The 25,824-nt window shown below is 70.8% G+C and carries 27 protein-coding genes and 1 tRNA gene; 12 read left to right on the top strand and 16 right to left on the bottom strand.

Translation table 11 applies throughout. The features are described from left to right. Nucleotides 1-76: 76 nt before the first annotated feature. The 4 genes from tal (at nucleotide 77) to IM787_RS04110 (ending at nucleotide 4,784) form a co-directional block, all read left to right on the top strand. Nucleotides 77-1,024, top strand: coding sequence for a transaldolase (gene tal / locus IM787_RS04125; protein WP_193675347.1), 948 nt, complete (start codon nucleotides 77-79; stop codon nucleotides 1,022-1,024). A 4-nt stretch (nucleotides 1,025-1,028) separates the two neighbouring features. Continuing rightward, entirely contained in the window at nucleotides 1,029-2,567 is a 1,539-nt protein-coding gene (gene pgi / locus IM787_RS04120; protein WP_193675346.1) for a glucose-6-phosphate isomerase, read from the top strand. Between the two features lie 92 nt (nucleotides 2,568-2,659). Then, nucleotides 2,660-4,291, top strand: coding sequence for a methyl-accepting chemotaxis protein (locus IM787_RS04115; protein ID WP_193675345.1), 1,632 nt, complete (start codon nucleotides 2,660-2,662; stop codon nucleotides 4,289-4,291). Nucleotides 4,292-4,322: 31 nt separating this feature from the next. Continuing rightward, complete coding sequence (locus IM787_RS04110; RefSeq protein ID WP_193675344.1) at nucleotides 4,323-4,784, top strand: c-type cytochrome; 462 nt, start codon at nucleotides 4,323-4,325, stop codon at nucleotides 4,782-4,784. 3 nt (nucleotides 4,785-4,787) lie between these two features. On the opposite strand, the gene IM787_RS04105 is transcribed toward IM787_RS04110, so the two are convergent. From IM787_RS04105 to IM787_RS04095, 3 genes are all read right to left on the bottom strand, one after another. Then, a complete protein-coding gene (locus IM787_RS04105) occupies nucleotides 4,788-5,057 on the bottom strand; it encodes a YkvA family protein (protein WP_193675343.1) in 270 nt (89 codons plus the stop codon). Between the two features lie 110 nt (nucleotides 5,058-5,167). Continuing rightward, nucleotides 5,168-5,989, bottom strand: coding sequence for an SAM-dependent methyltransferase (locus tag IM787_RS04100; RefSeq protein ID WP_193675342.1), 822 nt, complete (start codon nucleotides 5,987-5,989; stop codon nucleotides 5,168-5,170). Nucleotides 5,990-6,011: 22 nt separating this feature from the next. Next, nucleotides 6,012-6,671: an NUDIX hydrolase gene (locus IM787_RS04095; protein ID WP_193675341.1), complete on the bottom strand. Its 660-nt coding sequence runs from the start codon at nucleotides 6,669-6,671 to the stop codon at nucleotides 6,012-6,014. Nucleotides 6,672-6,724: 53 nt separating this feature from the next. Between IM787_RS04095 and IM787_RS04090 the strand changes: the two genes are divergently transcribed. The 3 genes from IM787_RS04090 to IM787_RS04080 all read left to right on the top strand — a co-directional run bounded on the left by IM787_RS04090 (nucleotide 6,725) and on the right by IM787_RS04080 (nucleotide 8,062). Continuing rightward, a complete protein-coding gene (locus IM787_RS04090) occupies nucleotides 6,725-6,943 on the top strand; it encodes a DUF3820 family protein (RefSeq protein WP_193675340.1) in 219 nt (72 codons plus the stop codon). A 118-nt stretch (nucleotides 6,944-7,061) separates the two neighbouring features. Next, nucleotides 7,062-7,433, top strand: a complete 372-nt coding sequence (locus tag IM787_RS04085; RefSeq protein ID WP_193675339.1) for a response regulator — start codon at nucleotides 7,062-7,064, stop codon at nucleotides 7,431-7,433. 80 nt (nucleotides 7,434-7,513) lie between these two features. Next, nucleotides 7,514-8,062, top strand: coding sequence for a hemerythrin domain-containing protein (locus IM787_RS04080; RefSeq protein WP_193675338.1), 549 nt, complete (start codon nucleotides 7,514-7,516; stop codon nucleotides 8,060-8,062). Between the two features lie 2 nt (nucleotides 8,063-8,064). On the opposite strand, the gene IM787_RS04075 is transcribed toward IM787_RS04080, so the two are convergent. The 6 genes from IM787_RS04075 to IM787_RS04050 all read right to left on the bottom strand — a co-directional run bounded on the left by IM787_RS04075 (nucleotide 8,065) and on the right by IM787_RS04050 (nucleotide 12,285). Continuing rightward, nucleotides 8,065-8,682, bottom strand: coding sequence for an alpha/beta hydrolase family protein (locus IM787_RS04075; RefSeq protein ID WP_354004351.1), 618 nt, complete (start codon nucleotides 8,680-8,682; stop codon nucleotides 8,065-8,067). A 44-nt stretch (nucleotides 8,683-8,726) separates the two neighbouring features. After that, nucleotides 8,727-8,933, bottom strand: coding sequence for a hypothetical protein (locus IM787_RS04070; RefSeq protein ID WP_193675337.1), 207 nt, complete (start codon nucleotides 8,931-8,933; stop codon nucleotides 8,727-8,729). A gap of 157 nt (nucleotides 8,934-9,090) precedes the next feature. Further along, a complete protein-coding gene (lhpI, locus tag IM787_RS04065) occupies nucleotides 9,091-10,044 on the bottom strand; it encodes a bifunctional Delta(1)-pyrroline-2-carboxylate/Delta(1)-piperideine-2-carboxylate reductase (RefSeq protein ID WP_193675336.1) in 954 nt (317 codons plus the stop codon). Between the two features lie 9 nt (nucleotides 10,045-10,053). Next, nucleotides 10,054-10,920: a 4,5-DOPA-extradiol-dioxygenase gene (gene ygiD, locus IM787_RS04060; RefSeq protein ID WP_227494054.1), complete on the bottom strand. Its 867-nt coding sequence runs from the start codon at nucleotides 10,918-10,920 to the stop codon at nucleotides 10,054-10,056. Nucleotides 10,921-11,050: 130 nt separating this feature from the next. Further along, complete coding sequence (locus IM787_RS21745) at nucleotides 11,051-11,821, bottom strand: helix-turn-helix transcriptional regulator (protein ID WP_193675335.1); 771 nt, start codon at nucleotides 11,819-11,821, stop codon at nucleotides 11,051-11,053. A 65-nt stretch (nucleotides 11,822-11,886) separates the two neighbouring features. Continuing rightward, nucleotides 11,887-12,285, bottom strand: a complete 399-nt coding sequence (locus tag IM787_RS04050; protein WP_193675334.1) for a VOC family protein — start codon at nucleotides 12,283-12,285, stop codon at nucleotides 11,887-11,889. A gap of 57 nt (nucleotides 12,286-12,342) precedes the next feature. On the opposite strand from IM787_RS04050, the gene IM787_RS04045 reads away from it, so the two are divergent. Beyond that, nucleotides 12,343-13,359 (top strand): alpha/beta hydrolase, encoded by a 1,017-nt coding sequence (locus IM787_RS04045; protein ID WP_354004343.1) that lies wholly within the window; start codon nucleotides 12,343-12,345, stop codon nucleotides 13,357-13,359. 15 nt (nucleotides 13,360-13,374) lie between these two features. Here IM787_RS04045 and IM787_RS04040 read toward each other — a convergent pair. Further along, nucleotides 13,375-13,450, bottom strand: a tRNA-Arg gene (locus IM787_RS04040). A 54-nt stretch (nucleotides 13,451-13,504) separates the two neighbouring features. Further along, nucleotides 13,505-14,140, bottom strand: a complete 636-nt coding sequence (locus IM787_RS04035; RefSeq protein ID WP_193675333.1) for a trimeric intracellular cation channel family protein — start codon at nucleotides 14,138-14,140, stop codon at nucleotides 13,505-13,507. A 109-nt stretch (nucleotides 14,141-14,249) separates the two neighbouring features. Between IM787_RS04035 and IM787_RS04030 the strand changes: the two genes are divergently transcribed. Both IM787_RS04030 and IM787_RS04025 read left to right on the top strand, forming a co-directional pair. Next, nucleotides 14,250-15,185: a c-type cytochrome gene (locus IM787_RS04030; protein WP_193675332.1), complete on the top strand. Its 936-nt coding sequence runs from the start codon at nucleotides 14,250-14,252 to the stop codon at nucleotides 15,183-15,185. 75 nt (nucleotides 15,186-15,260) lie between these two features. Then, nucleotides 15,261-16,511 carry a YncE family protein gene (locus tag IM787_RS04025; protein ID WP_193675331.1) on the top strand — a complete coding sequence of 417 codons (1,251 nt, stop codon included), beginning with the start codon at nucleotides 15,261-15,263 and terminating at the stop codon, nucleotides 16,509-16,511. A gap of 15 nt (nucleotides 16,512-16,526) precedes the next feature. Here the strand turns inward: IM787_RS04025 and IM787_RS04020 are convergent, their stop codons facing one another. Together IM787_RS04020 and IM787_RS04015 are read right to left on the bottom strand one after the other, a co-directional pair. Continuing rightward, complete coding sequence (locus tag IM787_RS04020; protein WP_193675330.1) at nucleotides 16,527-17,063, bottom strand: DUF2946 family protein; 537 nt, start codon at nucleotides 17,061-17,063, stop codon at nucleotides 16,527-16,529. Between the two features lie 37 nt (nucleotides 17,064-17,100). Further along, nucleotides 17,101-17,859, bottom strand: coding sequence for a sulfite exporter TauE/SafE family protein (locus IM787_RS04015; RefSeq protein WP_193675329.1), 759 nt, complete (start codon nucleotides 17,857-17,859; stop codon nucleotides 17,101-17,103). Between the two features lie 351 nt (nucleotides 17,860-18,210). On the opposite strand from IM787_RS04015, the gene IM787_RS04010 reads away from it, so the two are divergent. Continuing rightward, entirely contained in the window at nucleotides 18,211-19,353 is a 1,143-nt protein-coding gene (locus IM787_RS04010; protein WP_193675328.1) for a hypothetical protein, read from the top strand. A gap of 212 nt (nucleotides 19,354-19,565) precedes the next feature. Next, on the top strand, nucleotides 19,566-20,732 hold the full coding sequence (locus tag IM787_RS04005) for a hypothetical protein (RefSeq protein WP_193675327.1): 1,167 nt from the start codon (nucleotides 19,566-19,568) through the stop codon (nucleotides 20,730-20,732). A gap of 17 nt (nucleotides 20,733-20,749) precedes the next feature. On the opposite strand, the gene IM787_RS04000 is transcribed toward IM787_RS04005, so the two are convergent. Genes IM787_RS04000 through IM787_RS03990 form a run of 3 tightly spaced genes read right to left on the bottom strand, consistent with a single transcriptional unit; the run spans nucleotide 20,750 to nucleotide 25,738 of the window. Continuing rightward, the gene (locus tag IM787_RS04000) at nucleotides 20,750-22,381 is read right to left on the bottom strand and encodes a GMC family oxidoreductase (protein WP_193675326.1); all 1,632 of its coding nucleotides are present in this window, start codon (nucleotides 22,379-22,381) and stop codon (nucleotides 20,750-20,752) included. After that, the gene (locus IM787_RS03995) at nucleotides 22,378-23,919 is read right to left on the bottom strand and encodes a CoA-acylating methylmalonate-semialdehyde dehydrogenase (protein ID WP_290427328.1); all 1,542 of its coding nucleotides are present in this window, start codon (nucleotides 23,917-23,919) and stop codon (nucleotides 22,378-22,380) included. The genes IM787_RS04000 and IM787_RS03995 overlap by 4 nt, the downstream gene beginning before the upstream one ends. 28 nt (nucleotides 23,920-23,947) lie before the next feature. Further along, a complete protein-coding gene (locus IM787_RS03990; RefSeq protein ID WP_193675325.1) occupies nucleotides 23,948-25,738 on the bottom strand; it encodes an acyclic terpene utilization AtuA family protein in 1,791 nt (596 codons plus the stop codon). Nucleotides 25,739-25,824 lie beyond the last annotated feature (86 nt).

Below are 25,824 nucleotides of genomic sequence, written 5' to 3'. Positions count from 1 at the left end.
GGATCACTGTAACTTAGTTTCGGCGCGGCAGGAGGCGGCCCTCCGCGGACGTCCCCGACGCCGGATAATCCGGGCCATGAACCAACTGGAAGCGCTCAAGCAGTACACCACCGTCGTCGCCGACACCGGCGACTTCCGCCAGCTGGCGCAGTACCAGCCGCAGGACGCCACCACCAACCCGTCGCTGATCCTGAAGGCGGTGCAGAAGGCGGACTACGCGCCCTTGCTCAAGGAAACGGTGCAACGCTTCCGCGCGAAGCCGCTGGACGAGCAGATCGACCGGCTGCTGGTGCGCTTCGGCACCGAGATCCTGCGCACCATCCCGGGCCGCGTTTCCACCGAGGTCGATGCGCGCCTGAGCTTCGACGCGGACGCGACCTTCACGCGCGGCGAACGCCTGATCGAGCTGTACCAGGCCGAAGGCGTGCCGGCGGACCGCGTGCTGATCAAGGTGGCCAGCACCTGGGAAGGCATCCAGGCGGCCGCGCGCCTGCAGCAGCGCGGCATCAACACCAACCTGACGCTGCTGTTCTCGTTCTGCCAGGCGGTGGCCTGCGGCCAGGCGAAGGTCAAGCTGATCTCGCCCTTCGTCGGCCGCATCTACGACTGGTACAAGAAGAGCGCCGGCGGCGCGTGGGACGAGGCGGCGAGTTCCGGCGCCAACGACCCCGGCGTGAAGTCGGTGCGCCAGATCTACCAGTACTACAAGCACTTCGGCATCGCGACGGAGGTGATGGGCGCGAGCTTCCGCAACACCGGCCAGATCCTCGCGCTGGCCGGCTGCGACCTGCTCACCATCAGTCCGGAACTGCTCGGCGAACTGGCCGCGAAACAGGGCGAGGTGCCGCGCGCCCTGGACCCGGCGCAGGCGAAGGGCGCGGACATCGCCGCCGTGAACTACGACGAGGCGCAGTTCCGCTGGGCGCTCAACGAGGACGCCATGGCCACCGAGAAGCTCGCCGAGGGCATCCGCGCCTTCGCCGTGGATGCGGTGAAGCTCGAGAAACTGATGCAGGCGGCCTGAGCGGATGGCCAGGATCCGCTGCGACCAGGCCGCCGCGTGGCGGCGCCTGCAGGAACGCCACCGCACCGTCGGCGCGGGCTTCGACCTGTGCCAGGCCTTCGTGCACGACCTCAAGCGCGCCGAAGCCTTCAGCCAGGACGCGCCGCACGTCTTCGCGGACCTGTCGAAGAACCTCATCGACGCCGAGGTGCAGGGCGAGCTCTTCGCGCTGGCGCGCGAATGCGGCCTCGAGGCGTACCGCGACGCGATGTTCGCCGGCGAGCGCATCAACAACACCGAAGACCGCGCCGTCAAGCACTGGCTGCTGCGTGCTCCCCGCGATGCGCGGGACCCGGACTCCGTCGCCGTCCACGAGACGCTGGACGCGATGCTGTCCTTCGCGCAACGCGTGCGGGACGACGCGGCGATCACCGACGTCGTGAACATCGGGATCGGCGGCTCCGACCTCGGCCCGCAGATGGCCGTGGCGGCGCTGGAAAGCGCGTGCATCGCCGGCAAGCGCTTCCACTTCGTCTCCAACGTCGACGGCCATGAACTCGCGGCGGTGCTGCAGCGGCTGCGCCCGGAATCCACGCTGTTCCTGGTCGCGTCCAAGACCTTCACCACGCTGGAGACGATGACCAACGCGCGCTCGGCGAAAGCGTGGTTCGAACAGCAGGGCGGCCGCGACATCGCGCGCCATTTCGCCGCGCTCACCACCAACGTCGAGGCCGCGCGCGGGTTCGGCATCGCGACGACCTTCGGCTTCTGGGACTGGGTCGGCGGCCGCTACTCGCTCTGGTCGGCCATCGGACTGCCGCTGGCCATCGCGATCGGGCCGGAAGGCTTCCGCGAGCTGCTGGCGGGCGCGCATGCGATGGACCGGCACTTCCGCGAAGCGCCGCTCGAACGCAACCTGCCCGCCCGGCTGGGCCTCCTCGACGTCTGGTACCGCAACTTCCACGGGTTCGGCAGCCGCAGCATCGCGCCGTACCACAGCGCCTTGCGGCGCCTGCCGGCCTACCTGCAGCAGCTGGAGATGGAGAGCAACGGGAAGGGCGTCGATGCGCAGGGACAGCCGCTGCCCTTCGCCACCTCGCCGGTGCTGTGGGGCGAGCCGGGCACCAACGGCCAGCACGCGTACTTCCAGATGCTGCACCAGGGCACCGAACGCGTGCCGGTGGAGTTCATCGCCGTGCGGCAGCCCGCGCACGACCTGCCGGGGCACCACGCGCTGCTGCTCGCCAACGCACTGGCGCAGGCGCAGGCCCTGATGCAGGGCAAGGCGGACGCCGGCGGGCACCGCCACTTCGGCGGCAACCGTCCTTCCACCTTCTTCGTCCTGGAGGCGTTGACGCCCGCGGCGCTGGGCGCCTTGCTGGCGCTGTACGAGCATCGGGTGTTCACCAGCGGCGCGTTGTGGGGCATCGACAGCTTCGACCAGTGGGGCGTGGAGCTCGGCAAGGTCCTCGCGGGCGACCTGGCCCGGCGGCTGGAGAACGGTGACATCGAGGGACTCGACGCCTCGACGGCCGGCCTGTTGTCCCGCCTGCGCGGGCGCTGAGCACCCCGGGCCTTCCGGCACAATTCCTGCGTGCATGCCGTGCGCGGGCCGTACGGGCCCGCCCGCAAGAACGAGTCGTCGAGGGAACCTCCATGAAGATCCTGGCCAAGGTCCTGTGCGCGCCCGCGCTCGCCATCGTGTTCCTGCTTGCCTTCGGCGGCATCGCGTACGTGGTGATGGAGCAGCAGAAGCAGGCCATCGGCGAACTCGCGGGCGCGCGGCAGTCCGCCGTGGAAGCGGCCACCGGCGCGCTGCAGTCCGTCGGCGCGGTGCAATCCGGCGCCTACCGCCTGTTCACCTGGCGTTCCGCCATCAGCGAAGAACAGGTGAAGAAGACCTCGGGAGAACTGCTGGACCAGCTGGACCTGCTTGCGGGCTTGCTGCAGGGCATGCGCGCGCAACCGCAGGTGAGCGCGGCCGAGCGCGCGCACATCGATGCGGTGCTGCCGCGGCTGTCGCGCTATCGCGGTGAACTGCAGCAGGCGATCGAGCAGAGCACCGACGCCGCCACGGCGGCCTCCCTCATGCAGGGCGCCGACGCCACCCACGCCGCGATCGGCCGCGAATTGCAGGCCCTCGTCGCCCTCGAAAAGCAACTGACCGAGGCGAGCCAGGAGGCCACGCTGGAGGCCGCGCAGCAGGCCGCCAACCTGCTGCTGGCGATCACGCTGGTGGCGGTGCTCGTCTCGCTCGCCGCCGCCGTCCTGGCCAGCCGCCGGATCGTGCGGCCGCTGCGCAGCGCGATCGCCAGCGCGGGCCGCATCGCCGAGGGCGACCTCACGGCGGACGTGCGCGTGACGGGCCGCGACGAGACGGCGGACCTGCTCCGCGCGCTCGACCACATGTCGCGCCAGCTGCGCGCGCTGGTCGGCGACGTGGCGACCGGCGCCCATGCGGTGGCCGACACCAGCGCCCAGATCGCGCAAGGCAACCTGGACCTGTCGCAGCGCACCGAGGAGCAGGCGAGCACGCTGGAGGAAACCGCCGGCGCGATGCTGCAGCTGTCGCAGACGGTGGAGCAGAACGCGCAGAACGCGATGCAGGCGAGCGGCCTCGCCACCGAGGCGTCCGGCGTGGCGGAGCAGGGCGCGGCGGCGGTGGGCCGGATGGTGCAGACCATGGATGGCATCGCCGCCGCCGCGCGCCGCATCGGCGAGATCATCGCCGTCATCGACGGCATCGCCTTCCAGACCAACATCCTTGCACTGAACGCGGCGGTGGAGGCCGCGCGTGCCGGCGAGCAGGGCCGTGGCTTCGCCGTCGTCGCCTCCGAAGTGCGCGCGCTGGCCCAGCGCAGCGCCGCCGCGGCGCGCCAGGTGAAGGACCTGGTGGAAGATTCCGTGCACCGCGTGGATGCGGGACACACCATCGCCGGGGACGCCGGCGCCACGATGCGCAGGGTGGTCGCATCGGTGCAGCGCGTGAACGCGCTGATCGCGGAGATCGCCAGCGCCAGCCGCGAACAGAGCGCCGGCCTGCGCCAGGTGAACAGTGCCGTCGCGCAGATGGGGCAGGTGGTGCAGCAGAATGCGGCGCTGGTGGAAGAGGCGAGCGCGGCGACGCAGTCGATGAAGGACGAAGCGGGCGCCCTGCTGCGCCTGGTGGAGCGCTTCCGGCTGCACGGCGCCACGGCGGCAGCGTTCGAACCGGCGGCGACGGCTGCGGACGGACCCCTGCCGGCCATCGGCTACGCACCCACGACGCCCGGCCTGCTGGCCTCGTGAGCGCGATGCGGTAAGGTGGCGCACAGCCGCCATGCGTCCCTCCCACCTCGCCCTGCCGCTCTCCGCACTGCTGCTCGCCGGCTGCGACCCCGGACCTCCGCCGTCACCGCACGCGCTGCGCCCCGACGACGCCCCGGTCACCGCGGCCGGTGCGCGGATCTACGCGACGCATTGCGCTGCCTGCCATGGAGCGAAGCTCGAGGGCCAGCCGAACTGGCGCGAGCGCGACGCCACCGGCCGGTTGCCGGCGCCGCCGCACGACGCGAGCGGCCACACCTGGCACCACCCGGACGAGGTGCTGTTCCGCATCACGAAGTACGGCGTCGCGCGTGCCGCCAACCTGAAGGACCACGTGTCCGCGATGCCCGCCTACGAAGGCGTGCTGAGCGACACCGAGATCGTCGCGGTGCTGTCCTGGATCAAGGCGCAGTGGCCGCGCGAGATCCGGCGCCAGCAGGAAGAGGTGGATGCGGCCGCCCGGCGGCGGCCGTGACGATCAGCGCCGCGCCGACGCGGAGCGCGTGATCTCGGCGGGCAGCCGCTTGAGCAGCCAGCGGATGGCCAGGGGCACCAGCACGATGTCGTCCACGATGCCGATGCCCGGGATGAAGTCCGGCAGCAGGTCGATCGGCGAGAAGAGGTAGAGCGCGATCAGCGCCGTGCCCAGCTTCAGCCAGCCGGGCGCGGCCGGGTGCCGCAGCGCGAACCACAGCTGCCGTGCGTCCCCGCGAACGACGGTCCAGAGCAGGGCGAGGCGTTTGAACATGGCACTTCCTTCACGAACGGGCACCCCAGCGGCCCGTGCGCAGCCTACTTGGTAGCGCGTGCCGCGTCTGCAAGGGTCCGTGCGCAGGCGTTACATCCGCGGCGGCGCATTCAGCAACTGCCGCTGCGCGCGCGTGTGAAAAGCACGGTCCCGGCGGGCAGCGGCTGCGATGTGTCGGCCAGCCGCAGCGTGTCGCCGGCCACCTCCAGCAGCATGGCGCGGTCGCCGGTGGTTTCCAGGTGCAGCAGCGTGCCATCCAGCCGGCCGGTGCCTTCGCGCACGCGGCCGCGCCGCGCCAGGCGTCCCTGCACCTGCTGGAACGACTGCGTGAACTCCAGCGAGCCGCCTCCCAGCAGCGGCGGCGCGCACCAGAGGCCGTCGACGCGCGCGGGCACCACCCACAGGTGCACCTTGCTCGATTTCTCCAGCCCCACCTTCTTGTCCGGCACCGGCACCACCGTCGTCCGGTCCGGTTTCCAGTCGCCCATGTCCCAGTCGTGCGAGACGACGCGGGTGCCGGGCTTGAGCGCCAGCAGCGCGGGCCGCAACTGCAGGTTCACCTCGGGCAGCAGGTACATCGTGATGACGGTGGCCGGCGCGAGGTCGGTCCGGAAGAGGTCCTGCTCGCGGAACGCCACGCGGTCCGCGACGCCCGCCTCGCGCGCGTTGCGCTGGCTCTGCTGCACGAGGTCGGGCACGATCTCCACGCCGAGGCCGGAGGCGCCGAAGCGCCGCGCCGCGGTGATCACGATGCGGCCGTCGCCCGAGCCGAGGTCGATCACGTGGTCGCTCGGACCGACCCTGGCCAGACCCAGCATTTCCAGCGTGACGTTGTCCGGCGAGGTGATGAAGGGGACCTCCTCGGTCGGCTGCGCGTGCGGCGCGCCGGCGAACAGCAGGCCCGCCAGCAGGGTGAATGCGCTTCGTTTCATGCGGCGATCGTAGTCCAGGGCTTCAGCGCCGCGCGAACAGCGGCTGGTCGAAGTGGGCGACCCGCGTGGCGCGGCCGGCGATGCAGACCTCGCGGAACTGGTAGAGGACGGCGGCCGTCGGCGCGGCGATCCAGCTGCGGCCGACCGGCATGCGCAGGATCTCGCGGCCCGGGTCTTCGGAGGGTTCCAGCAGCGGCGCGTCCGTGCGCATGAATTCCTCGACGCGGATGCGGTGCACTGCCGCGACCTCGTCCGGGTTCGGCACCAGCCCGCGGGCCGCGCCGGCCCACACCACCACCGGCGTGATCACGAAGCCGGAACGCGTGACGAAGTCGTCGAGCGTGCCCAGCACGCTGTCGGCGCCGAGCTGCAGCCCGATCTCTTCTTGCAGTTCGCGCAGCGCCGCCGCTTCCGCCGTCTCGCCGGCATCGATGCGGCCGCCGGGCAGTGCCCATTGGCCCGCATGGTTGTTCAGGTGGGCGGACCGGCGCGTGAGCAGCAGCGCCGCGGCAGGGCTCCATGCGGCCGGTCGCGCCAGGCCGTCGACCTCGGCGCCGTCGCCTTCCTCGGCGAGCGCCACCGCCACGGCCGCCGCGTGCTCGGGTCCGTGCGGCGCGCGCTGCACGGCGAAGCCGGCGAGACGGGCGCGGACCTGCTCGCGCAAGGCGTCGTCCAGCTGCATGCCGGGATTGTCGCAGCGCCGCCGACGAAGCGCCGCGGACCGACAATGGCGCCATGACGAACGAGGCGGACCCGCTGCTGCGGCTGCTCGAGGTCGAGATGCCCTACGGCAAGTACCAGGGCACGCCGATCGCCGACCTGCCGGGCAACTACCTGAACTGGTTCGCCCGGGAGGGCTTTCCCCGCGGCGAGCTCGGTCGGCTGCTGGCGCTGGCCCACGAGATCGACCACAACGGCCTGAAGCACCTGCTGGAGCCGCTCCGGCGACGGTGAACGCTCGTGCACGGTGCTGCGCGCCGTCCGCGGCGCGCGTGCGCACCGCAATCAGCGCGTTCCTACAAGGCGAGGCGCGCAGCAGCCGGACAATGCGGACGAGGCAAGGACCCCGCAAATGAAGTTGTTCGTCGTCGAAGACAACGCCCGCGCACTGCAGAACCTGAGGGATGCGCTGGAAGCCGTTCCCGAACTGGAGATCGTGCGGGTGGTTGCCACGGCCGAGGACGCGCGCGCCTGGCTCAGCGCGAACCCCGATGCCTGGGATGTCGCCGTGATCGACCTGTTCCTCGCCGCCGGCCATGGCTTCGAGGTGCTGCGGTACTGCCGCCAGCGGCAGCCGGGACAGCGGGCGGTCGTGCTGTCGAACTACACCCGCGACCCCGTCCGCGAGCACGCTCGCCTGGCCGGCGCGGACGCGGTGTTCGACAAGGCCTTCGAGATGGAAAGCCTGGTCGCCTGGTGCGAGCAGCAGGGCGCGGCCGCGTAGGCGCACGAGGCTTGACGCGGATCAACGCGGCGCCGGCCCGCGCGGCGAGACTGGGGGCCTGATCCGCCCAGGAGGCCGCCATGAACCAGCCCGTCCGCGCCCCGTTGCAGGAGCCGATCCGCCACTTCCATGGCGCGCATGCCGGCATCACCGACGGCCTCGTGCAGCTGCGCGAGCTGCCCGCGCTCGCCGAGCTGCTCGCCCGGGCGCGGGAGGCGGCGGCGGCGACGCTGGTGCTGTTCGACCTGCGGGTGCGCGAACACCACGCGGAAGAGGAGCAGGAGCTCTTCACGTCCGTGCAGCGCAGCTGCGGCAACGCGCAGGAGGCGCACCGGTTGCGCAGCCTCGTGGACCGCCTGCTGGCCGACCACCGCCGCATCGAGGCCATGTGGGCGCGCCTGCGCCCGGCCGTGGTGCTCGTGGCCGCCGGCAAGCCGCAGAACGACCCCGCCTTCGACGCGCAGGTGCAGGCGCTGGCGGAGGCCTATGCGGGACACGCCGCGTTCGAGGAACAGGAGTTCCTTCCCCTCGCCAACGCGATCCTCGGGCGCAACGCCAACCACATGGCGGCGCTCGACGTGTCGCTGCACCTGCGCAAGGTGCCGGCACCGGCCGTGCCCTACATCTAGCGTCAGGCCCGATCGGCGATCCACGCCGCCAGCGTGTGCAGCAGCTCGGCGCGGACGTGCGCATCGGTGCGGCCGGAGCGCACGAGGACATGGAACGCGTGGTCGGCGCCGTCGACCACGTGCAGCGTGGCACGTCCGCCCAGCCGCGCGATCGCGTCGCGCACCAGCGGCAGCTCGGCCAGCGCGTCGCGCGTGCCCTGCAGGAACAGCATCGGAAGGTCCACGTCCGCCAGATGCGCGGCCCGCGTGATCGACGGCTTGCCGGCGAGGTGCAGCGGGAAGCCGAGGAAGGCGAGGCCGCGCACGCCGGGCAGGGCTTGCACGGCCTGGGCCTGCGAGGTCATGCGGCCGCCGAAGGACTTGCCCCCGGCGAACAGCGGCAGGCCCGGCCAGAGGGCGGCGGCATGCGCGACGGCGGCGCGGACGGCCGCCTGTGCCACCGCGGGCGGGTCCGGACGGCGGCTGCCCTGCTCGACGTACGGGAACTGGAAGCGCAGCACCGCGATGCCGCGCTGCGCAAGGCCCTCGGCGATGGCCGCGAGGAACGGGTGGTCCATGCCGGCGCCGGCGCCGTGGGCCAGCACAAAGCCGGCGCGGGCGCCTGCGTGGCCGTCGAGCAGCGCGGAGACGCTGCCGCCGGCGGGCAGGGGGATGCGGGTGGGGGTCAGTGCAGGGTGGGCTCGACGGCCGGGGCGGACAGTTCGCGGCCGACCATGGCGCGCGCATAGAAGTAATTGTTGCGGGCCTGCTCGCTCATGCCATCCAGGTCGACCTGGCCTTGCGGGTCGCAGGGGAAGGCGTAACCGCGCCCGCTGTGGAACAGCGAGCGGAAGCACAGCTGGTGGTCGCGGGAGGGGTTGGACTGGTTCATGGCGCGTCTCCTGGATGCGGTGGAAGCACTGGCCTTCTGCCTTGGTTCCACTATGGGCGACGCGCCCGCCCGGCGGCATAGGCCGGCACAGCCAGCCAGGCTCGGCCGCAATCCTGTCGCAGGGACGGTTCCCGCCCGAGGGGGCATAGGACGCGTCCTATGCCGGGGCGGTGGTCCGCCCACGGTGCTCGTAGACCAGGATGGCGGCGGCGAGATCCTCCAGCGCGGTGCCCACGGACTTGAAGACGGTGCGCTCCTGCGCGCTTCCGCGCCCCGCCGACGTGCCGCGCGACAGGCCCGCCAGGGTGCCGCGCACGTCCGCCGGCCGGAACACGCCGCGCTCCATCGGCCCGAGCAGTTCGCCGCTCTTCTTCAACGCCTCCTCGGTGTCGACGTAGAGCGAGGCGCCCGCGAAGCAGTCGTCGTCGGCTTCGCGCATGGCGGGCGTGAAGCTGCCGATCAGGTCGAGGTGCGTGCCGGGGCGCAGCCAGCGGCCCCGCACGACCGGCTGCGTCGCGAGCGTGGCGCAGCTCACGATGTCCGCCTGGCCGCAGGCCGCGGCCAGGTCGCCGACGGCCTGCGCGGCCCAGCCGCCCGCGCGCCACCGCGCGGCCAGTGCTTCGGCCTTCTCCGGCGAGCGCGCCCACACGCTGACACGGTCGATGTCGCGCACCACCCGGTAGGCCTCGGGCAGCAGGGCGGCGATGCGTCCGGCGCCCACCACCAGCAGGTGCCGTGCATCCTTGCGGGCCAGCCAGCCCGCGGCGAGCGCCGAAGCGGCGGCCGTGCGGCGGGCCGTGATCGCATTGCCCTCCATGCCGGCGAGCGGCACGCCGGTGGCGCCGTCGAAGAGCGTGTAGGTGGCATGCAGCCCCGGCAGGCCGCGCGCCGCGTTGCCGGGCGCGATGTTGATCGTCTTCAGCCCGTAGTAGCTCCCCGGGATCCACGCGGGCATGACCAGCGACGTGATGGAAGGGCCGCCGGGCACGGGCAGTTCGTGCACGTGCCGCGTCGGCACCTCGCAGCCGCGTGCGAACAGCGCCTGGAGCGCGGGCACGAGCCGGTCGAACGGCAGCGCGGCCTCGGTCGCCAAGGCGTCGAAGGTCTGCATCGAAGGGCGCTAGATGTTGGTCTGTTCCGGCGGTACGCGCGCCGGGTCCGGCATGGAGCTGCCGTCGCTGCCGTTGCCCGCGCGCTCTTGCGGCGCATCGAGCCCCAGCGTGTAGCTGGTCATGGTGAGGGATCCCATGGTGCCGCCCTCGGCGAACGGTTGCGCCGGCTGGCCCGCGGCCTGGCACAGGCCCGCGAGGTAGGCGAGCGGCAGGAAGTGCTCGGGGGTCGGCACGGCCATCGCATAGGCGGCGTGCCGCTGCACGGTCGGCAGCGCGCCGGGCTCGGTGGTCATCACGCGCCGCACCTCGGCGTCGAAGCTGTCGCCCCAATCGTAGGCGCTGTCCGCCCGCGCGCGGTCCATCAGGCGCAGGTTGTGCACCACGTTGCCGCTGCCCAGGATGAACACGCCGCGCTCGCGCAGCGGCGCGAGCGCGGCGCCGAGTTCGACGTGGTATTCCATCGGCTCCCCGCCGTTGATGGACAACTGCAGCACGGGGATGTCCGCGGCGGGGAACAGGTGCGCGAGCACCGACCACGTGCCGTGGTCCAGGCCCCAGCTGTCCTTGTCGAGGCCCACGTACGAGGGCTTCACGACCTCCGCGACTTCCGCCGCCACCTCGGGGCTGCCGGGCGCCGGATAGTCGTACGTGAACAGTTCGCGCGGGAAGCCGTAGAAGTCGTGGATCACCCGCGGCTGCGGCATGGCGGTGACCGCGCTGCCGTGGATGTACCAGTGGGCGGAGATGCAGAGGATGGCGCGGGGGCGGGGCAGGCGCTGCCCCAGGTCGCGCCACTGGCGGGTGAAGCGGTTCACCTCCAGCGTGTTCATGGGCGTGCCATGGCCCACGAAGGCGGCGGGCATGCGAGCGGTCATCGGGGTTCCCCTTCGGCGATGACCGCAGCATAGCCGCGCGGCGCTCACTCCGCGTCGATGTGTACTCGAAGATCGGCTTCCCTGCGGCTCGGAGGCCTTGCGCTGGATGGCAGTCCGCCCGGCATCGCGGCTAGCGGCGATGGCCGCGCACGGCCGAGGGCGCGAAGCCGAACCGGTCGCGGAGCCGCACCGAGAACCGGGAGGCCGAGGCGTACCCGACGTCCCAGGCGATGTGGGAAACCGCGCGATCGGTCGACTGCAGCAGCGTCATGGCCTGCGCCATCCGCGCATCCGCCAGCACCTGGCCGAAGGTCGTTCCTTCCACGCCCAGGCGGCGGCGCAGGGTCGCTTCGCTCATCGCGAGGCGCTCGGCCGCCAGCGCGGCCGTCCAGGGTTCCGAGAGGGCGCCGGCGCAGAGGTTCCGCAGCCTGGCCACCAAGGTCGGCTCGCGCTGTGCCGGAAAAGCCAGTCCATGTTCCGCGAGCCACACGAGCAGTTCGGCCAGCCGGTGCCGGGCAACGGCCTCGGGCACGTCGGCGGCAGCGTGGATGGCATGCACGGCGCGCTCCAGGGCGCAGCGGAAGCCGTCGCCGACCTCCTTGAGCACGGCGACGCCCTCGATGGCTTTCGTGCGAGCAGCGGTGCCCGCCTGCCGGAGGACCGCGTCGTCCCAGACCACCCAGAGGGCCTCGAAGAGGCCCTCCGGCGACCGTTCGTTGAGGACGTCGAGCACCTGGCCGCCGGCCACGACGACGACATCGCCGCCGTGCGCCGTCCACCGCCGCGAGCCCGACTTCAGCGTCTTCCGGCCTTGCCGCAGCGAGATGAGCGCGGCGCGTTCGACGGCCACCTGGCTGATGCGCAGGGTGGTGTGCTGGACCACGTTCGCGGTGAAGCCCACGCCGGTGCGCGCCTCCAGCGACCGCGTGGCCGCCGGCGCGGCGGTGCGGGCGGATGCCCGCGGCGCTACTGCGGGACGCGATGCAGGGCGCAAAGCTTGTTCCCGTCCGGGTCGCGAACGTATGCGAGGTAGTAGGCGCGGGCACCCAGCGTGCGCAGGCCGGGCGGGTTCTCGATGGAGACGCCGCCGTGGGCGAGCGCCGCGTCGTGGAAGGCATGCACGCGCTCCGGTGAGTCGCAGAGGAAGGCGAGCGTGCTGCCGTTGCCGGGCGTGGCGGGTTCGTCGTTGATGGGTTGGCTGAGGGCCAGGGTGTTGCCCCCGTGGCGGTAGAAAAGGCGCTGGTGGCCGGAGGCCGCGGTGCTCGTCGCCGCCGCGGCATCGGCGCCGAGCACGCGCAGCAGCGCATCGTAGAACCTGCGGGAGCGCTCGATGTCGTTGGTCCCGAGCATGACGTGGTTGAACACTTTCTCTCCTTTCGGGGTGTGGATGTGGAAGTCTAGGCGCCGTTCTGATGCATTTGAGTGCCGTTCCAGCCCAACTTCCGTGCCGAAGCGCTCACCAGCGGGGCGCGCGCTAAGCTCGGCGCGATGGCCGATGCCCTTGCCGATGCAGCCCCGCTGCTGACTTTTCCCTCGGGCGATGCCTTCTGCGCGGCCCGCCTCTTCCTGCCTTCCCTCGCGTCCCGAAACCTGCCCTGCGTCGTCCTCGCCAACGGCTTCTCCGGCACCATGGACTGGATCGTCCCGGATTTCGCCGCGCGCTTCGCGGACGCCGGCATCGCCGCCCTGGTGTTCGACTACCGGCACCTGGGGCAGAGCCCCGGCGAACCGCGCCAGCTGGTCGACGTGCGCCGGCAGCGCGAGGACTTGCGCGCCGCCATTGCCTTCTGCCGCCGCCATCCCGCGCTGGATCCCGGCCGCATCGCGCTGTGGGGCACCTCGCTGGGCGGAAGCCACGTGGTGGAAGTGGCCGCGGCGGACAGCGGCATCGCCGCGGTGGTCTGCAACATGCCCGCGCTGGATGCGCTGCGCGGCGCGAACGTCCAGGCCAAGCTGGCGCGCGCGGGAATGGGCCGCGCGCCGCTGGCGCGGACGAGCCTGCGCCTCCTGGCGGCGGCACTGTGGGACGCGGTGCGCGGCGCCTACGACGCGGCGCCGCGTTACCTGGCGGTGTACGGGGACCCGGGCCGCGCGTTCTTCACCGATCCGGCGCTGGCGGAGCGCTTCCGCGCGGCGGAGGCAGGCGCGCCGACCTGGCGCAACCGGGTGGCCGCGCGCTTCCTGCTGCAGGCGCCGCGCTACCGCGCCGGCACGCTGGGCCGGATGGCGGCGCCTGTCCTGTTCACGCTGGCGGACGACGACGTCGAGGTGTCCGCGGCCTTCATCCGGGACGTGGCCGCGGAATCGCCGCGCAGCGAAGTCCGCGAGTACCCGGGCGGGCACTTCGACCTGTACCACGGCGCGCGGTTCGAAGAGGTGGCAGCGGACCAGGCCGCATTCCTGCGGCGCGTGTTGCTGGCGGAGGGGCGGCCGACCTGAACGGCGGCCGGAAAGTGGCGCGGCTGGCGGGGATCGAACCCACGACCCTTGGCTTCGGAGGCCAATACTCTATCCACTGAGCTACAGCCGCGTGCCGCCATTGTACCGGGCCACCTCGCCGCGCCGGCGCGTACGGCGCGTGAACTCACGAAGACCAGCGCGGCAAGGTGAAGCCGGTCACCAGCGCCAGCACGCGCAAGCCGGTGGCGCAAGCGGCGGCCAGCACCAGCGAGAGCGCGTCCGGCACGCCGCCCAGCTGGGCCAGCACCATCACCCAGCCGCCGGCGAAGGCGCAGACCGCGTACGGGCGGTGGTCGCGCAACGCGGTCGGGATCTCGTTGCACACGATGTCGCGCAGCACGCCGCCGAAGGTGGCGGTGATCACGCCCATCAGAACGGCGACGAGCGCCGGCAGGTCCTGTGCCAGCGCCAGCTGCGTGCCGCTGGCGCTGAAGAGGCCCAGGCCCAGGGCATCCGGCCACTGCATGGCTTTCTCGGTTGGCGCGAAGTGGCGCGCGCGCAGGAAGGCCATGGCGGCGATGCACAGCGCGAGCAGTGCCCACAGCCACTCCGGGTTGGCGACCCAGACCAGGGGCCGCCGGTCGAGCAGCACGTCGCGCAGGGTGCCGCCGCCGAAGGCCGCGAGGCCGGCGACCAGGCAGACACCGACCGGGTCGAGCTTCTTGCGCGCGGCCTCCAGCAGGCCGGACAGGGCGAAGGCGAGGGTGGCGCCGGCCTCCACGCCGATCAGCAGCCAGGACAGGAGGGGCGGGTTGGACATGGGGCGATTGTCGGCTCCTGCCCTGCCGCCAGCGCCGCGCCAGGGCGGCCACGGACCGCTGGATATAATCGCCGGTTGATTCGAAAAACGCGCATTCATTGAGGACGCCATGAGCGACAGCCCGCTGGAAGAAGCCCACACCGGCCCGATCAAGACCCCCAAGCAACTGCTGATCGCGGTGCTGTTCTCCTTCGTGGTCCCCGTCTTCGCGATCATTGCCCTCGTGATGTACGTCGCGTCGGACAGCAAGCCGGCCGGCTCCAACGACATCGAGAAGTACGTCCTGGGCGGCGTGACAGCGCAGGACCTCGAGCGTGGCGTGGCCGAGCGCATCCGCAAGGTGGGCGTCGTCGAGATCCGCGACGCCAATCGCCCGCTGGCCAACGGCCAGACCGTCTTCAATGCGCAGTGCGCCGCCTGCCACACCACCGGTGCCGCCGGCGCGCCCAAGCAGGGCGACACCGCCGCCTGGGCCAACCGCCTGGCGCAAGGCTTCGATGCCCTGGTGAATTCCGCGCTGAAGGGCAAGGGCGCCATGCCGCCGCAGGCCGGCGGTGACTTCAGCGACACCGAGATCGCCCGCGCCGTCGCCTTCCTGGCCAACTCCGGCGGCGGCAAGTTCGCCGAGCCGGCGGCCCCCGCGGCGCCGGCCACCACCGCCGCCACTCCGGCCGCCGGTGTCGCTCCCGCCGCTCCCGCCGCCGCGGCTGCTCCTGCTGCTGCCCCCGCCGCCGCTGCCGCCGCAACCCCGGCTCCCGCGCCGGCCGCGGCTGCTGCCGCTGCGCCCGCCACGCAAGTCGCCGCATCCGGCAACGGCGAGGCCCTGTACAAGCAGGCGTGCCTGGCCTGCCACGCCGCCGGCGTCGCCGGTGCGCCGAAGGTCGGCGACAAGGCCGCCTGGGCCCCGCGCATCGCCCAGGGCCTGCCGGTGCTGGTGAATAGCGCCATCAAGGGCAAGGGCGCCATGCCGCCCAAGGGCGGCAGCGCCGCGCCCGACAGCGAAGTGGCCGCCGCGGTGCAGTACATGGTGAACGCGTCGAAGTAAGCGCTTCGCGCAGTCCAGAAGAGCCGGCCACGTGCCGGCTTTTTTCATGCCGCGACTGGAGTGACAATGCGCCCCATGCGAAGCCCGACCATTCCCGCATCCGCCACCCACCTTCTCGCGGCACTGGCGCTGGCCTGCGTCGCCTCGTGGCCGACCAGCGCCGCGGCGCAGGCGGCCGTGCTGCGCGACGTCGTCGTGGTCGGCAGCAACTGGGAGGGCACCGCGGAGATCTTCGACGCCCAGACCTTCAAGGTCCTCAAGCGCATCAACGTCGTGCCGGACCGCGCCGAGCGCATGAAGGAGATCGAGGGCGCGGGCGTCGTGCGGCGCGTGATGTTCCATGCGATCCGGCACCTGATCGGCGAGGGCAACGACCAGCTGGTCGACGACCTGTTCCCTTCGAAGGACGGCCGCTTCCTCTACCTGTCGCGCCCGAGTTTCGCCGACGTGGTGGCGATCGACGTGCAGTCGGGCGCCATCGTGTGGCGCACCCCCGTCGAAGGCGTGCGCGCGGACCACGCCGCGCTGTCCCCGGACGGGAAGACCTTCCTCGTCTCCGCCTCCACCGCGCGCAAGGTGCATGCGATCGACACGGCGACGGGCCGCATCGTCGGCGGCTTCCCCTCCGGCGACCAGCCGCACGAGAACAACTATTCGAAGGATGGCGGGCGCATCTACCACGCGAGCATCGGCCGCGTGTTCGTGCCGACCAGCGCCAGCTGGCTCGACTGGGTCAAGGGCGACCGCTGGTTCCAGGTGGTGGACGCGAAGAGCTGGGCGGTCCTCAAGCGCGTCGACATGGGCCGCAAGCTGGAGGAGTTCGGCCGCCCCTGGGTGGACAAGGCGATCCGCCCGATGGCCGTGGCGCCGGACGAGAAGCAGGTCTACATGCAGGTGTCCCTGTTCCACGGCTTCGTCGAGTACGACCTGGAGAAGGACAAGGTCACGCGCATCGCCGAACTGCCCGTGCCGGACGCGATCGCGAAGCTGCCGCACCGCAAGTACCTGCTCAACTCGGCGCACCATGGCCTCGCGATCAACGCCGAAGGCACCAAGCTGTGCGTGGCGGCCACCATGTCGGGGTACGCCGCGATCGTCGACCGCGCCACCTTCAGGCCTTCGATCATCAAGCTGTCGGACAACCCGCTGGAGGCCAAGCCGTACTGGGCCACCGAGAGCGCCGACGGCAGGCACTGCTACGTGTCGGTGAGCGAGCAGGACCGGGTCTCGGTCATCTCCTTCGCCGAAGGCCGCGAGATCGCCAGCGTGCCGGTGGGCAACCATCCCCAGCGCGTGCGCACCGGCAAGCTGCTGCTGCCGCCCTGACCCGGCCGTCCGGCCTCAGTGCGGCTGCGCCTGCGCCAGCCGCGCCGGGCTCATCACGTAGCCGAAGCGCCGCGGCAGGTCCGCCGCCTGCAGTTCCTGCGGCGTCCAGCGGCCGGATTCGACGGCGTCGGAAGCCTGCACGATGTCCTGCGTGTGCACGAGGCCGAAACCCAGGTCGGTCTGCAGGTAGAGGCGCCCGGCTTCGTCGGTGAAGGCGGCCTCGGCTTGCGCGGGCCGTCCCGTGTGGCTCGCGACCTGGTCGGCCGACGCCACGCGCCAGATCCAGGGCGTCGCCTGCAGCTCCACGTACACGCGCTGCGGCCCGTTCTGGAAGTACCACTGGCCCTGCGCGTCGCGGTCGTAGTTGCGGTGGATGAAGTCGACCAGCTTCTCGTGCTTCAGCAGCGAGCCCTTGGCCTGGGGGAAGGGGCCCGCGGCCTGCACGCGGTCGTCGCGCATGAACCAGTTGCCGCGCTCGTCCAGCCCCAGCCAGCCGTAGCAGTGGGGGACGTTGGGCCACTTGGCCATCGCCTGCCGAACGATGTCGTCCATCCCGGCCATTATCGGCCGCGGACGCCGGCGGCGGGGCTCAGCGCAGGAAGGCGTCGTAGCCCGTCTTCAGGATCAGCGCGCTCACCACGAGGATGAACACGACGCGCACGAACGACGCGCCGTGCTTCAGCGCCAGGTGCGTGCCCAGCAGGCTGCCCACGATGTTGGCCACCGCGAGGGTCAGGGCGTAGTGCCACCACACGTGCCCCTTCAGCGCGAACAGGATCAGCGCGGCCAGGTTGGTGGCGGTGTTCAACAGCTTCGCCGACGCGGAGGCGTTCAGGAAGTCGTAGCCCAGCACGCGGACGAACAGGAAGACGAAGAAGCTGCCCGTGCCGGGCCCGAAGAAGCCGTCGTAGAAGCCGAGCACCAGGCCGATGGTGCTGGCGACGAGCACCTGGGTGCGTCCGTGCAGCCTGGGCGCATGCTCGCGGCCGAGTTCCTTGCGGGCCAGCGTGTACGCCAGGACACCCACCAGCACGATGGGCAGCAGCTTGCGCAGGAATTCCGATGGCAGGATGGTCACCGCCCAGGCGCCGACGAAACTGCCGGTGAAGCCGGCGGCCGCGGCCGGCAGCAAGGTCCGCCACGCCAGGTCGACCCGCCGGCTGTACTGCGCGGCGGCGATGGCCGTGCCCCAGACCGAGGCGCTCTTGTTGATGCCGAAGAGGGTGGCGGGGTGGGTGGTGGGAAAGACCGCGAACAGCGCCGGCACCAGGATGAGGCCTCCGCCCCCCACGATCGCATCGACGAACCCGGCCAGCACCGAGGCCAGCGACACCAGCAGCAACTCCATCGGGGCGATTGTGGCATCGCGGCGCGACAGCTCGGCCGCAATCCGCCCGCCCAGAAAAAAGCGCCGCATCGGCGGCGCTCGAGAGGCCCGGCATGGCCGGTCAACGGGTCTTTGAATTCTGTACGGGGTTTGTCTCCTCGGTCCCTCGTCCTGCCAGCCCGGGGGCCGACGCGAGTGGGGCCACTGTAACGGGATGCGCCGAGCTGGTGCATCGGGGATTTCCCGGCTGCCGGGCATGCGCCCCGACGCGGCGCGTCCGCACGGTGCTAGCACTTCAGCATTAGCCCATTAGACGTCTCGTAACGACGAACGCAAACAGTTACGATCAGCTCTTCCTTTGCTTGATTGGTGATGTCCATGCTCGATCTGTCCTGCGCCCCCGGCGCCCGCGCCTTGCGCCTGCTGACCCTGTCTTCGGCCCTCGTCCTTGCGGCGTGCGGCGGTGGCGGCAGCGACACGGTGCCCGTGACCCAGCAGCCCGACCCGGTGGTGGTGGCGCCTCCCGAACAGAAGCGCGTCACGATCACGGCCGACAACCAGCTGGAAGTCGCCGCGCAAGCCGGCGCCTCGATGTCCGGCATCGGGCCGGTGGCCATCTTCTTCGGGCAGATCCTGATCCCGCAGCCGCCGGTCATGAACCTCCAGGGTTCCGCCACGCCGCGCGTCGCCGGTCCGGTGGGCAGCCCCGCCGCGGCCCTGGCCGAGTCCCTGCGCAAGTTCGTGCCGCCGAAGGCCCCTTCCAACCTGCTGTCGGCGGCGGCCCCGTCCGAGTCCGAGACGTACAACGTCGAGTGCAGCTCCGGCACGGGCACCGTGACGTGGACGTACACCGAGACGGAAAACTCGTACATCCGCAAGGCATCGGCCAACCTGCAGAACTGCCAGACCCAGTTGCAGGAAAGCACGGCGCTGATCGACGGCAAGCTCGACTTCACGATGGCCGAGACCTACGACCCGCAAACGGACACCGGCACCCAGACCGCCGACATCCTGGCCGTGAAGTACACGGTCAAGGTGGAAGGGTTCGAAGTCGGCATGGACGGCGACCTGCACATGGCTTTCGACGACGGCAGCTACATCTCCTCCGGCGCGCGCTTCAGCCTGACCGGCCTCGCCGCCGTCATGGGAGAGGAAGAAGAAGCCCCCGCGCAGGCCCAGACGGTCACGATGATCGACTTCCACCAGGAGATCAAGCACGTGGAAACGGGCTACGAGATCACCAGCCGCGCCGTGATCGAGACCAACCAGTTCGGTGAATTGGCGATCTACGAGGTCGCGACGACGCAGACGCTGAAGTACGACTTCGAAAGCGGCAACGTCCTGTCCGGCCAGTACAAGATCGTCGGCGCGGGCAACACCACGCTGACCATCACCGCCGACGGCGAAGGCACGTTCAAGCTCGAACGCGACGAGAAGGGCGACGGTTCCGTCGAGGCCACCGTCACCGGCCTCTCGGACGAAGACCTCGGCCTGAACCTGTTCTTCATCTTCTGAGGAGAAGCGCGGGCCTCGCCCCGCGCCCTCTTCACGAAGGTTTTCCGGCTTGCCAGGAAGTCTGTCACGCCGGCGGGGGGTTCCGCACCTCCCTGCATGACCTCGGTCACTTGTGGCTGCCGGGGGGCAAATCGATCATCCGCGCGTCCGCCATCGTTCCGATGAGTCGTACGTACGGCGATCCCGCCCCCTTGTCCCACATCCACCCAGCCATGCATTACCAGTTTCCTGTTCCCCGCGTCGGCGCGCTGCGCGTGCTCGCCTTGTCGTCCGCCCTTCTCCTTGCTGCCTGCGGCGGTGGCGGCGTCGACACGATCTCGCAATCGCCGGGCGAGCAGCCGCCCCCGGTCGAGAACCCGCCGCCCGCGGTCAAGCGCGTGGTGATCACCGCCGAGAACCAGGCGGAAGTTGCCGCGCAAGCAGGCGCGGCCGCGTCCCTCATGGGGCCCGTCGCCTACCTGTTCACGCAGATCATGATCCCGGAGCCGCGGATCGAACTGGCGCAGCGCTCCGCGGCGCCGAAGGCCGCCGCCCCGGTGGACACGCCGGCCGCCGCGCTCGCCGAATCGGTGCGCAAGTTCCTGCCGCCGAAGGCGCCTTCCCGCCTGCGGGCCGCGGCCGTGCCCGCCGCCACCGAGACCGAGACGTACAACGTGGAGTGCACCTCCGGGACCGGCACCGTGACCACCACGTACACGGAGGAAGACAACTTCTACTCGCGCAAGGTGGTCGCAAACCTGCAGAACTGCCAGACCGACCTGCGCGACGCCGCCGCCCTGCTCAACGGCAAGCTCGAGTACACCTGGGTCGAGCGCACCGACGAGGCCGAGGAAACCAACACGTTGACGGTCGACATCCTGGCCACGGCCTATTCGGTCAAGACGGAGCAGTACGAGTTCGGCCTGGACGGTGACATGCACATGGACAGCAATGAGGAAGGCCTGATCGTGACCGGCAAGCGGTTCAGCGTGACGGGCTTCGGCGAGGCGCTGGAAGGCGAAGGCCCGGAGGAGGTGGATGCCGCGGCGAAGCCGCGGACGTTCACGCTGATCGACTATCGCCAGGCGATCGCGAGCAACGAAGACACCTACTACTACGAGATCACCAACCAGGCCACGGTCGAAACGGACCAGTTCGGCGAAACCGCGATCTACTACGTGGCCACGACCCAGCCGCTGAAGTACGACCGCGAGACGGGCGAATACACCGCCGGCCAGTACAAGATCGTCGGTGCGGCCAGCACCACGCTGATCATCACCGTCGCCAATGAAGGCCTTTTCAAGCTGCAGCGCGACGACAAGGGCGACGGCACCATCGACGACACGGTCGAGGGGCTCACGCGTGACGACCTGTTCCTGAACGTCTTCGTGTTCTTCTGAAGCCCAGGGCGCGGGGACTAGCCCCGCGCCTCCTGCACGATCCACTCGGCGGCCTTCTCCGCCATCATCAGCGTCGGCGAGTTCGTGTTGCCGCTGGTGATGGTGGGCATGGCCCCCGCGTCGACGACGCGCAGGCCCGCGATGCCGCGCACGCGCAGGCGCGCATCCAGCACCGCCAGGGGGTCGTCATCGGCCCCCATCTTCGTGGTGCCGACCGGATGGAAGATGGTGGTGGCGATGTCGCCCGCCAGCCGCGCCAGGTCCTCGTCGCTCTGGTACTGCGTGCCCGGCCGCCACTCCTGCGGTTGGTACGCGGCCAGGGCGGGCTGCGCCGCGATGCGGCGCGTGACGCGCAGCGAATCCGCCGCGACCTGCCGGTCTTCCGGCGTGCACAGGTAGTTCGTCGCGATCGCCGGCGCATCGCCGAAGCGGTTGCTGCGGATGCGCACCCAGCCCCGGCTCGTGGGGTTCAGGTTGCAGACGCTGGCCGTGAAGGCGTTGAAGCTGTGCAGGGGCTCGCCGAAAGCATCCAGGCTGAGCGGCTGCACGTGGTACTCGATATTCGGATACGGCTGCTCCGGCGAGCTGCGCGTGAAGGCGCCCAGCTGCGACGGGGCCATGCTCATGGGCCCGCTGCGCCTCAACGCGTATTCCATGCCGATCTTCAGCTTGCCCCACCAGCTGTTGGCCAGCGTGTTGAGCGTGGCCACGCCGTCGACCTTGAAGACGGCGCGGATCTGCAGGTGGTCCTGCAGGTTGGCGCCGACGCCCGGCAGGTCCTGCACGACGTCGATGCCGTGCTGCCGCAGCAGGTCCGCCGGCCCGATGCCCGAAAGCTGCAGGATCTGCGGGGAGCCGATGCTGCCGGCGCACAGCAGCGTCTCGCGGGTGGCCTCCACCTGCACCATCTGTTCGCCCGTCCACACTTCCGCGCCGGTGCAGCGGCGGGATCCGTCGGGGCGCGTCTCGAACAGCAGCCGCGAGACGTGCGCGTTCGTCCACAGCTCGAAATTCGGGCGCCCGTAGCAGATCGGCCGCAGGAAGGCCTTGGCGGTATTCCAGCGCCAGCCGTCCTTCTGGTTCACCTGGAAGTAGCCGACGCCTTCGTTGTCGCCGCGGTTGAAGTCCTCGCTGTGCGGGATGCCGGCTTCCTGGGCCGCCTTGGCGAACGCATCCAGCACGTCCCAGCGCAGGCGCTGGCGTTCCACGCGCCATTCGCCGCCGCTGCCGTGGACGGCATCGGCGCCCTTGTAGTAATCCTCGTGCTTTTTGAAGTAGGGCAGGCAGTTCTCCCAGCTCCAGGACGCGTCGCCGACCGCGCGCGCCCAGCCGTCGTAGTCGCGTGCCTGCCCGCGCATGTAGATCATGCCGTTGATGCTGGAGCAGCCGCCCAGCGTCTTGCCGCGCGGGTAGCGCAGCTTGCGCCCGTTGAGGCCGGCGTCTTCCTCGGTGTAGTACAGCCAGTCGGTTCGCGCGTTGCCGATGCAGTACAGGTAGCCCACCGGGATGTGGATCCAGTGGTAGTCGTCGCGCCGTCCCGCCTCGATCAGCAGCACGCGTTTCGATGGATCCTTCGAGAGGCGGTTGGCGAGGAGGCACCCCGCGGTGCCCGCGCCGATGATCACGTAGTCGAAGGTGGTGTCGCTCACTTGGCCGTGGGCATCACGAACTCGGCGCCCTTGCCGATCGACTCCGGCCAGCGCTGCATGATCGATTTCTGCTTGGTGTAGAAGCGCACGCCTTCCTCGCCATACGCGTGCATGTCGCCGAACAGGCTCTTCTTCCAGCCGCCGAAGCCGTGCCATGCCATCGGCACCGGGATCGGCACGTTCACGCCCACCATGCCGACCTGCACGCGGCGGGAGAACTCGCGTGCGGTGTTGCCGTCGCGGGTGAAGAGCGACACGCCGTTGCCGAACTCGTGCGCATTGACCAGGTCCACGGCTTCCTTGAGGTCCTTCACGCGCACGCACCCGAGCACCGGGCCGAAGATCTCTTCCTTGTAGATCTTCATGTCCGGCTTCACGTCGTCGAACAGCGTGCCGCCGATCCAGAAGCCGTTGTCGCAGCCGGCGCCCGCCCTGGCGCCCTGGAACTTGCGGCCGTCCACGACCAGCTTCGCGCCCTCGGTCTCGCCGTGGCCGATGTAGCCGGTGATGCGGTCCTGCGCCACCCTGCTGACGATCGGGCCCATCTCGGCGTCCAGCTCGACGCCGTTCTTGACCTTCAGTTCCTGGGTGCGCTTGGCCAGCATCGGAACGATCTGGTCCGCGGCGTCGCCCACCAGGATGCCGACCGAGATCGCCATGCAGCGTTCGCCGGCGGAACCGAAGGCGGAACCGATGAGGGCGTCGACCGCCTGGTCGAGGTCGGCATCGGGCATCACCACCATGTGGTTCTTGGCGCCGCCGAGTGCCTGCACCCGCTTGCCGTGCTTCGCGCCCGTCTCGTAGATCTTCTGCGCGATGGGCGTGGAGCCGACGAACGAGACCGCCTTCACGTCCGGATGCTCCAGCAGCGCATCGACGGCGTCCTTGTCGCCCTGCACGACGTTGAACACGCCGTCGGGCAGGCCCGCTTCCTTCAGCAGTTCGGCCATGCGGATGGACGCGCTCGGGTCGATCGGGCTCGGCTTGAGGATGAAGCAGTTGCCCGCGGCGATCGCCACCGGGTACATCCACATCGGCACCATCACCGGGAAGTTGAAGGGCGTGATGCCCGCCACCACGCCGAGCGGCTGGCGCAGCGTCCAGTTGTCGATGCCGGTGGACACCTGGTCGGTGTAGTCGCCTTTCAGCAGCTGAGGGATGCCGCAGGCGAATTCGACGATGTCGATGCCGCGCGTGACCTCGCCCTGGGCGTCGGTGAAGACCTTGCCGTGCTCGGCGGTGATCATGTGCGCCAGCGCGTCGCGGTGCTGGTTCAGCAGCTCGAGGAACTTGAACATCACGCGCGCACGCCGGATCGGCGGCGTGTCGGCCCAGGCCGGGAAGGCCGCCTGCGCGGCGGCCACGGCCTGTGCCACTTCGGCCGTATTGGCCATAGCGACCTGCCCGCTGACCTGGCCGGTGGCGGGGTTGAAGACGTCGGCGCGGCGGCCGCTCTGGCCAGGCACGACCTTGCCGTTGATCCAGTGTTCGATGGACGACAGCGCGGCGGCCGGACGGTTCTTGTCGGGTGCGTTCATGGCAAATGCTCCGGGATGAAACGGCAGTCTACCGCCGCCAGTCGCGGGGCACCTGGACGGGCATGGCGAGGAGGATCTGCGCCATGCCCTTGCCCAGCGGGTCGTTGCGCAGGGAGGCCATGCCGCCGCCGTCCAGCGCCTCGGTGCAGAGGAAGTTCATCGCGTTCAGGCCCGGCAGGTCGTAGCGCGTGACCTGGCCGGCGACCAGGTGCGACAGCCAGGCCTTCACCCGCTGCTCCGTGACCTGCGCCCGCAGCCAGGGCAGCCACTCGGGGCGGCGCGCGATGACGCCGATGTTGGAATGGTCGCCCTTGTCGCCGCTGCGGGCCCAGGCCAGTTCCACCAGCGGGACTTCGACGAGATCGCCGGCCGGCATCTGCTCATCCACCGCCGGCGTCGGGTCCGGCGGCGGCACCGGCGACTGGCCGGCGGGCACGGTCACCGGCAGCACCGCGTCGCCGAAGTTCACCTGCGGTGCGAGCCGCGACTTCTCGACCAGGAAGGCGAACTGGCGGACGGCGGGCGCGGGGCTGGGCCGGCCGGCCGCGCCCGTGGTTCCCGGTGACCAGCTGGTACCGGCCGGCGCGATCTCCCGCGCGAACAGTTCCAGCGCCTCCTTCTGCGGATGCATCACGGCGACCTGCAGCACGGCCTCGCGCACGGCGGCCGTGCGTGCCTGCGGCCCGAAATATGCCTGCTCGGAACCGAGCACCTCGATGTTCGTGCGGGAAAACGGCAGCCAGCGCTTCTGCACCAGCAGCGCACGGGTGCGCTCCAGGATCGCCTCGCCGGTGCGCCGCGCCTTGCGCGCCGCGTCCACGCCGATCACGGTGAGCTGCGCGGTGCAGCGGTAGCCGTCCATGTACGTGGCCGAGACCTTGTACGCGGGGCCGGGCGGCAGGCCCCGCGCGCCGGTGACGCCGACCCGATGCGTGCCCAGGGGCTCCAGCCGTACGTCCGTGAAGTCGCACGTCACGTCCGGCAGCAGGTAGCGGCGCGGATCGCCGATCTCGTAGAGCACCTGCTCGGCGACCACCGCGGGGTTCACGAGGCCCCCCGTGCCCTCCGGCTTGGTCACGACGAAGCTGCCGTCGGCCTGGCACTCGATGACCGGGTAGCCGATGTGCGCCCAGCCGGGCACGGATTCCCAGTCGGTGTGCAGCCCGCCGGTGGCCTGGCAACCGCATTCGATGATGTGGCCGGCCAGGCTGCCCTGCGCCAGCCGGTCGTAGTCGTCCGCTGCCCAGCCGAAGGCGTGCATCAAGGCACCCAGCGTGACCGCGCTGTCGACGCAGCGGCCGGTGATGACGACGTCGGCGCCCGCGTCCAGCGCAGCCCGGATCGGCAGCGCGCCAAGGTAGGCATTCGCGGTGAGCAGGCGTTCGGGCAGCGGCGCCCCCGTCTGCAGCTCGCGCACGCCCTGTTCGCGCAATTGCGGCAGCAGCGGCAGCACGTCGTCCCCGGTGACCACGGCGATCTTCAGGTGGACGCCCTGCTCGGCGGCCAGCGCCTCCAGCGCGCGGGCGCAGGCCTGCGGGTTCACGCCACCGGCGTTGCTGATCACGCGGATGCCCTTGGCGGCGACGTCGTGCAACACCGATTTCATGGTGACCGCCACGAAATCGGTCGCATACCCCATCTGGGGGTCCCTGGCCCGCGCGGCCGCCAGGATCGACATCGTGAGTTCGGCCAGATAGTCGAACACCAGGAAGTCGAGGTTGCGCTCGCTCACCAGCTGGGGCGCGCCCACGCTGCTGTCGCCCCAGAAACCCGAGGCGCCGCCGATGCGGATCGTGCGGCCGGGCGTCGTGCTGCTCATGGGTGTCTCCTTGGCGCCCGTTATACCGCCGCGGCCGGCCATGGCCCCTTCTCCTACACGACAGCAGCAGGCTCAACCGTTACGAT

It is taken from the genome of Ramlibacter pallidus (assembly GCF_015070875.1).
GTDB classification, from domain to species: Bacteria; Pseudomonadota; Gammaproteobacteria; order Burkholderiales; family Burkholderiaceae_C; genus Ramlibacter; species Ramlibacter pallidus.
This window is presented reverse-complemented; position numbering and strand designations above follow the sequence as displayed.

Bases quoted from the DNA above. Each gene is read 5' to 3' on its own strand.
- IM787_RS03990 (WP_193675325.1), bottom strand. From the start codon at position 25,738: ATGAGCAGCACGACGCCCGGCCGCACGATCCGCATCGGCGGCGCCTCG.
- IM787_RS04095 (WP_193675341.1), bottom strand. From the start codon at position 6,671: ATGCAGCTGGACGACGCCTTGCGCGAGCAGGTCCGCGCCCGTCTCGCC.
- IM787_RS04070 (WP_193675337.1), bottom strand. From the start codon at position 8,933: ATGAACCAGTCCAACCCCTCCCGCGACCACCAGCTGTGCTTCCGCTCG.
- lhpI (WP_193675336.1), bottom strand. From the start codon at position 10,044: ATGCAGACCTTCGACGCCTTGGCGACCGAGGCCGCGCTGCCGTTCGAC.
- IM787_RS04090 (WP_193675340.1), top strand. From the start codon at position 6,725: ATGACGAACGAGGCGGACCCGCTGCTGCGGCTGCTCGAGGTCGAGATG.
- IM787_RS04030 (WP_193675332.1), top strand. From the start codon at position 14,250: ATGAGCGACAGCCCGCTGGAAGAAGCCCACACCGGCCCGATCAAGACC.
- tal (WP_193675347.1), top strand. From the start codon at position 77: ATGAACCAACTGGAAGCGCTCAAGCAGTACACCACCGTCGTCGCCGAC.
- IM787_RS04005 (WP_193675327.1), top strand. From the start codon at position 19,566: ATGCATTACCAGTTTCCTGTTCCCCGCGTCGGCGCGCTGCGCGTGCTC.
- IM787_RS04010 (WP_193675328.1), top strand. From the start codon at position 18,211: ATGTCCATGCTCGATCTGTCCTGCGCCCCCGGCGCCCGCGCCTTGCGC.
- IM787_RS04110 (WP_193675344.1), top strand. From the start codon at position 4,323: ATGCGTCCCTCCCACCTCGCCCTGCCGCTCTCCGCACTGCTGCTCGCC.
- IM787_RS04080 (WP_193675338.1), top strand. From the start codon at position 7,514: ATGAACCAGCCCGTCCGCGCCCCGTTGCAGGAGCCGATCCGCCACTTC.
- pgi (WP_193675346.1), top strand. From the start codon at position 1,029: ATGGCCAGGATCCGCTGCGACCAGGCCGCCGCGTGGCGGCGCCTGCAG.
- IM787_RS04035 (WP_193675333.1), bottom strand. From the start codon at position 14,140: ATGTCCAACCCGCCCCTCCTGTCCTGGCTGCTGATCGGCGTGGAGGCC.
- IM787_RS03995 (WP_290427328.1), bottom strand. From the start codon at position 23,919: ATGAACGCACCCGACAAGAACCGTCCGGCCGCCGCGCTGTCGTCCATC.
- IM787_RS04085 (WP_193675339.1), top strand. From the start codon at position 7,062: ATGAAGTTGTTCGTCGTCGAAGACAACGCCCGCGCACTGCAGAACCTG.
- IM787_RS04115 (WP_193675345.1), top strand. From the start codon at position 2,660: ATGAAGATCCTGGCCAAGGTCCTGTGCGCGCCCGCGCTCGCCATCGTG.
- ygiD (WP_227494054.1), bottom strand. From the start codon at position 10,920: ATGACCGCTCGCATGCCCGCCGCCTTCGTGGGCCATGGCACGCCCATG.
- IM787_RS04025 (WP_193675331.1), top strand. From the start codon at position 15,261: ATGCGAAGCCCGACCATTCCCGCATCCGCCACCCACCTTCTCGCGGCA.
- IM787_RS04015 (WP_193675329.1), bottom strand. From the start codon at position 17,859: ATGGAGTTGCTGCTGGTGTCGCTGGCCTCGGTGCTGGCCGGGTTCGTC.
- IM787_RS04020 (WP_193675330.1), bottom strand. From the start codon at position 17,063: ATGGACGACATCGTTCGGCAGGCGATGGCCAAGTGGCCCAACGTCCCC.
- IM787_RS04100 (WP_193675342.1), bottom strand. From the start codon at position 5,989: ATGAAACGAAGCGCATTCACCCTGCTGGCGGGCCTGCTGTTCGCCGGC.
- IM787_RS04105 (WP_193675343.1), bottom strand. From the start codon at position 5,057: ATGTTCAAACGCCTCGCCCTGCTCTGGACCGTCGTTCGCGGGGACGCA.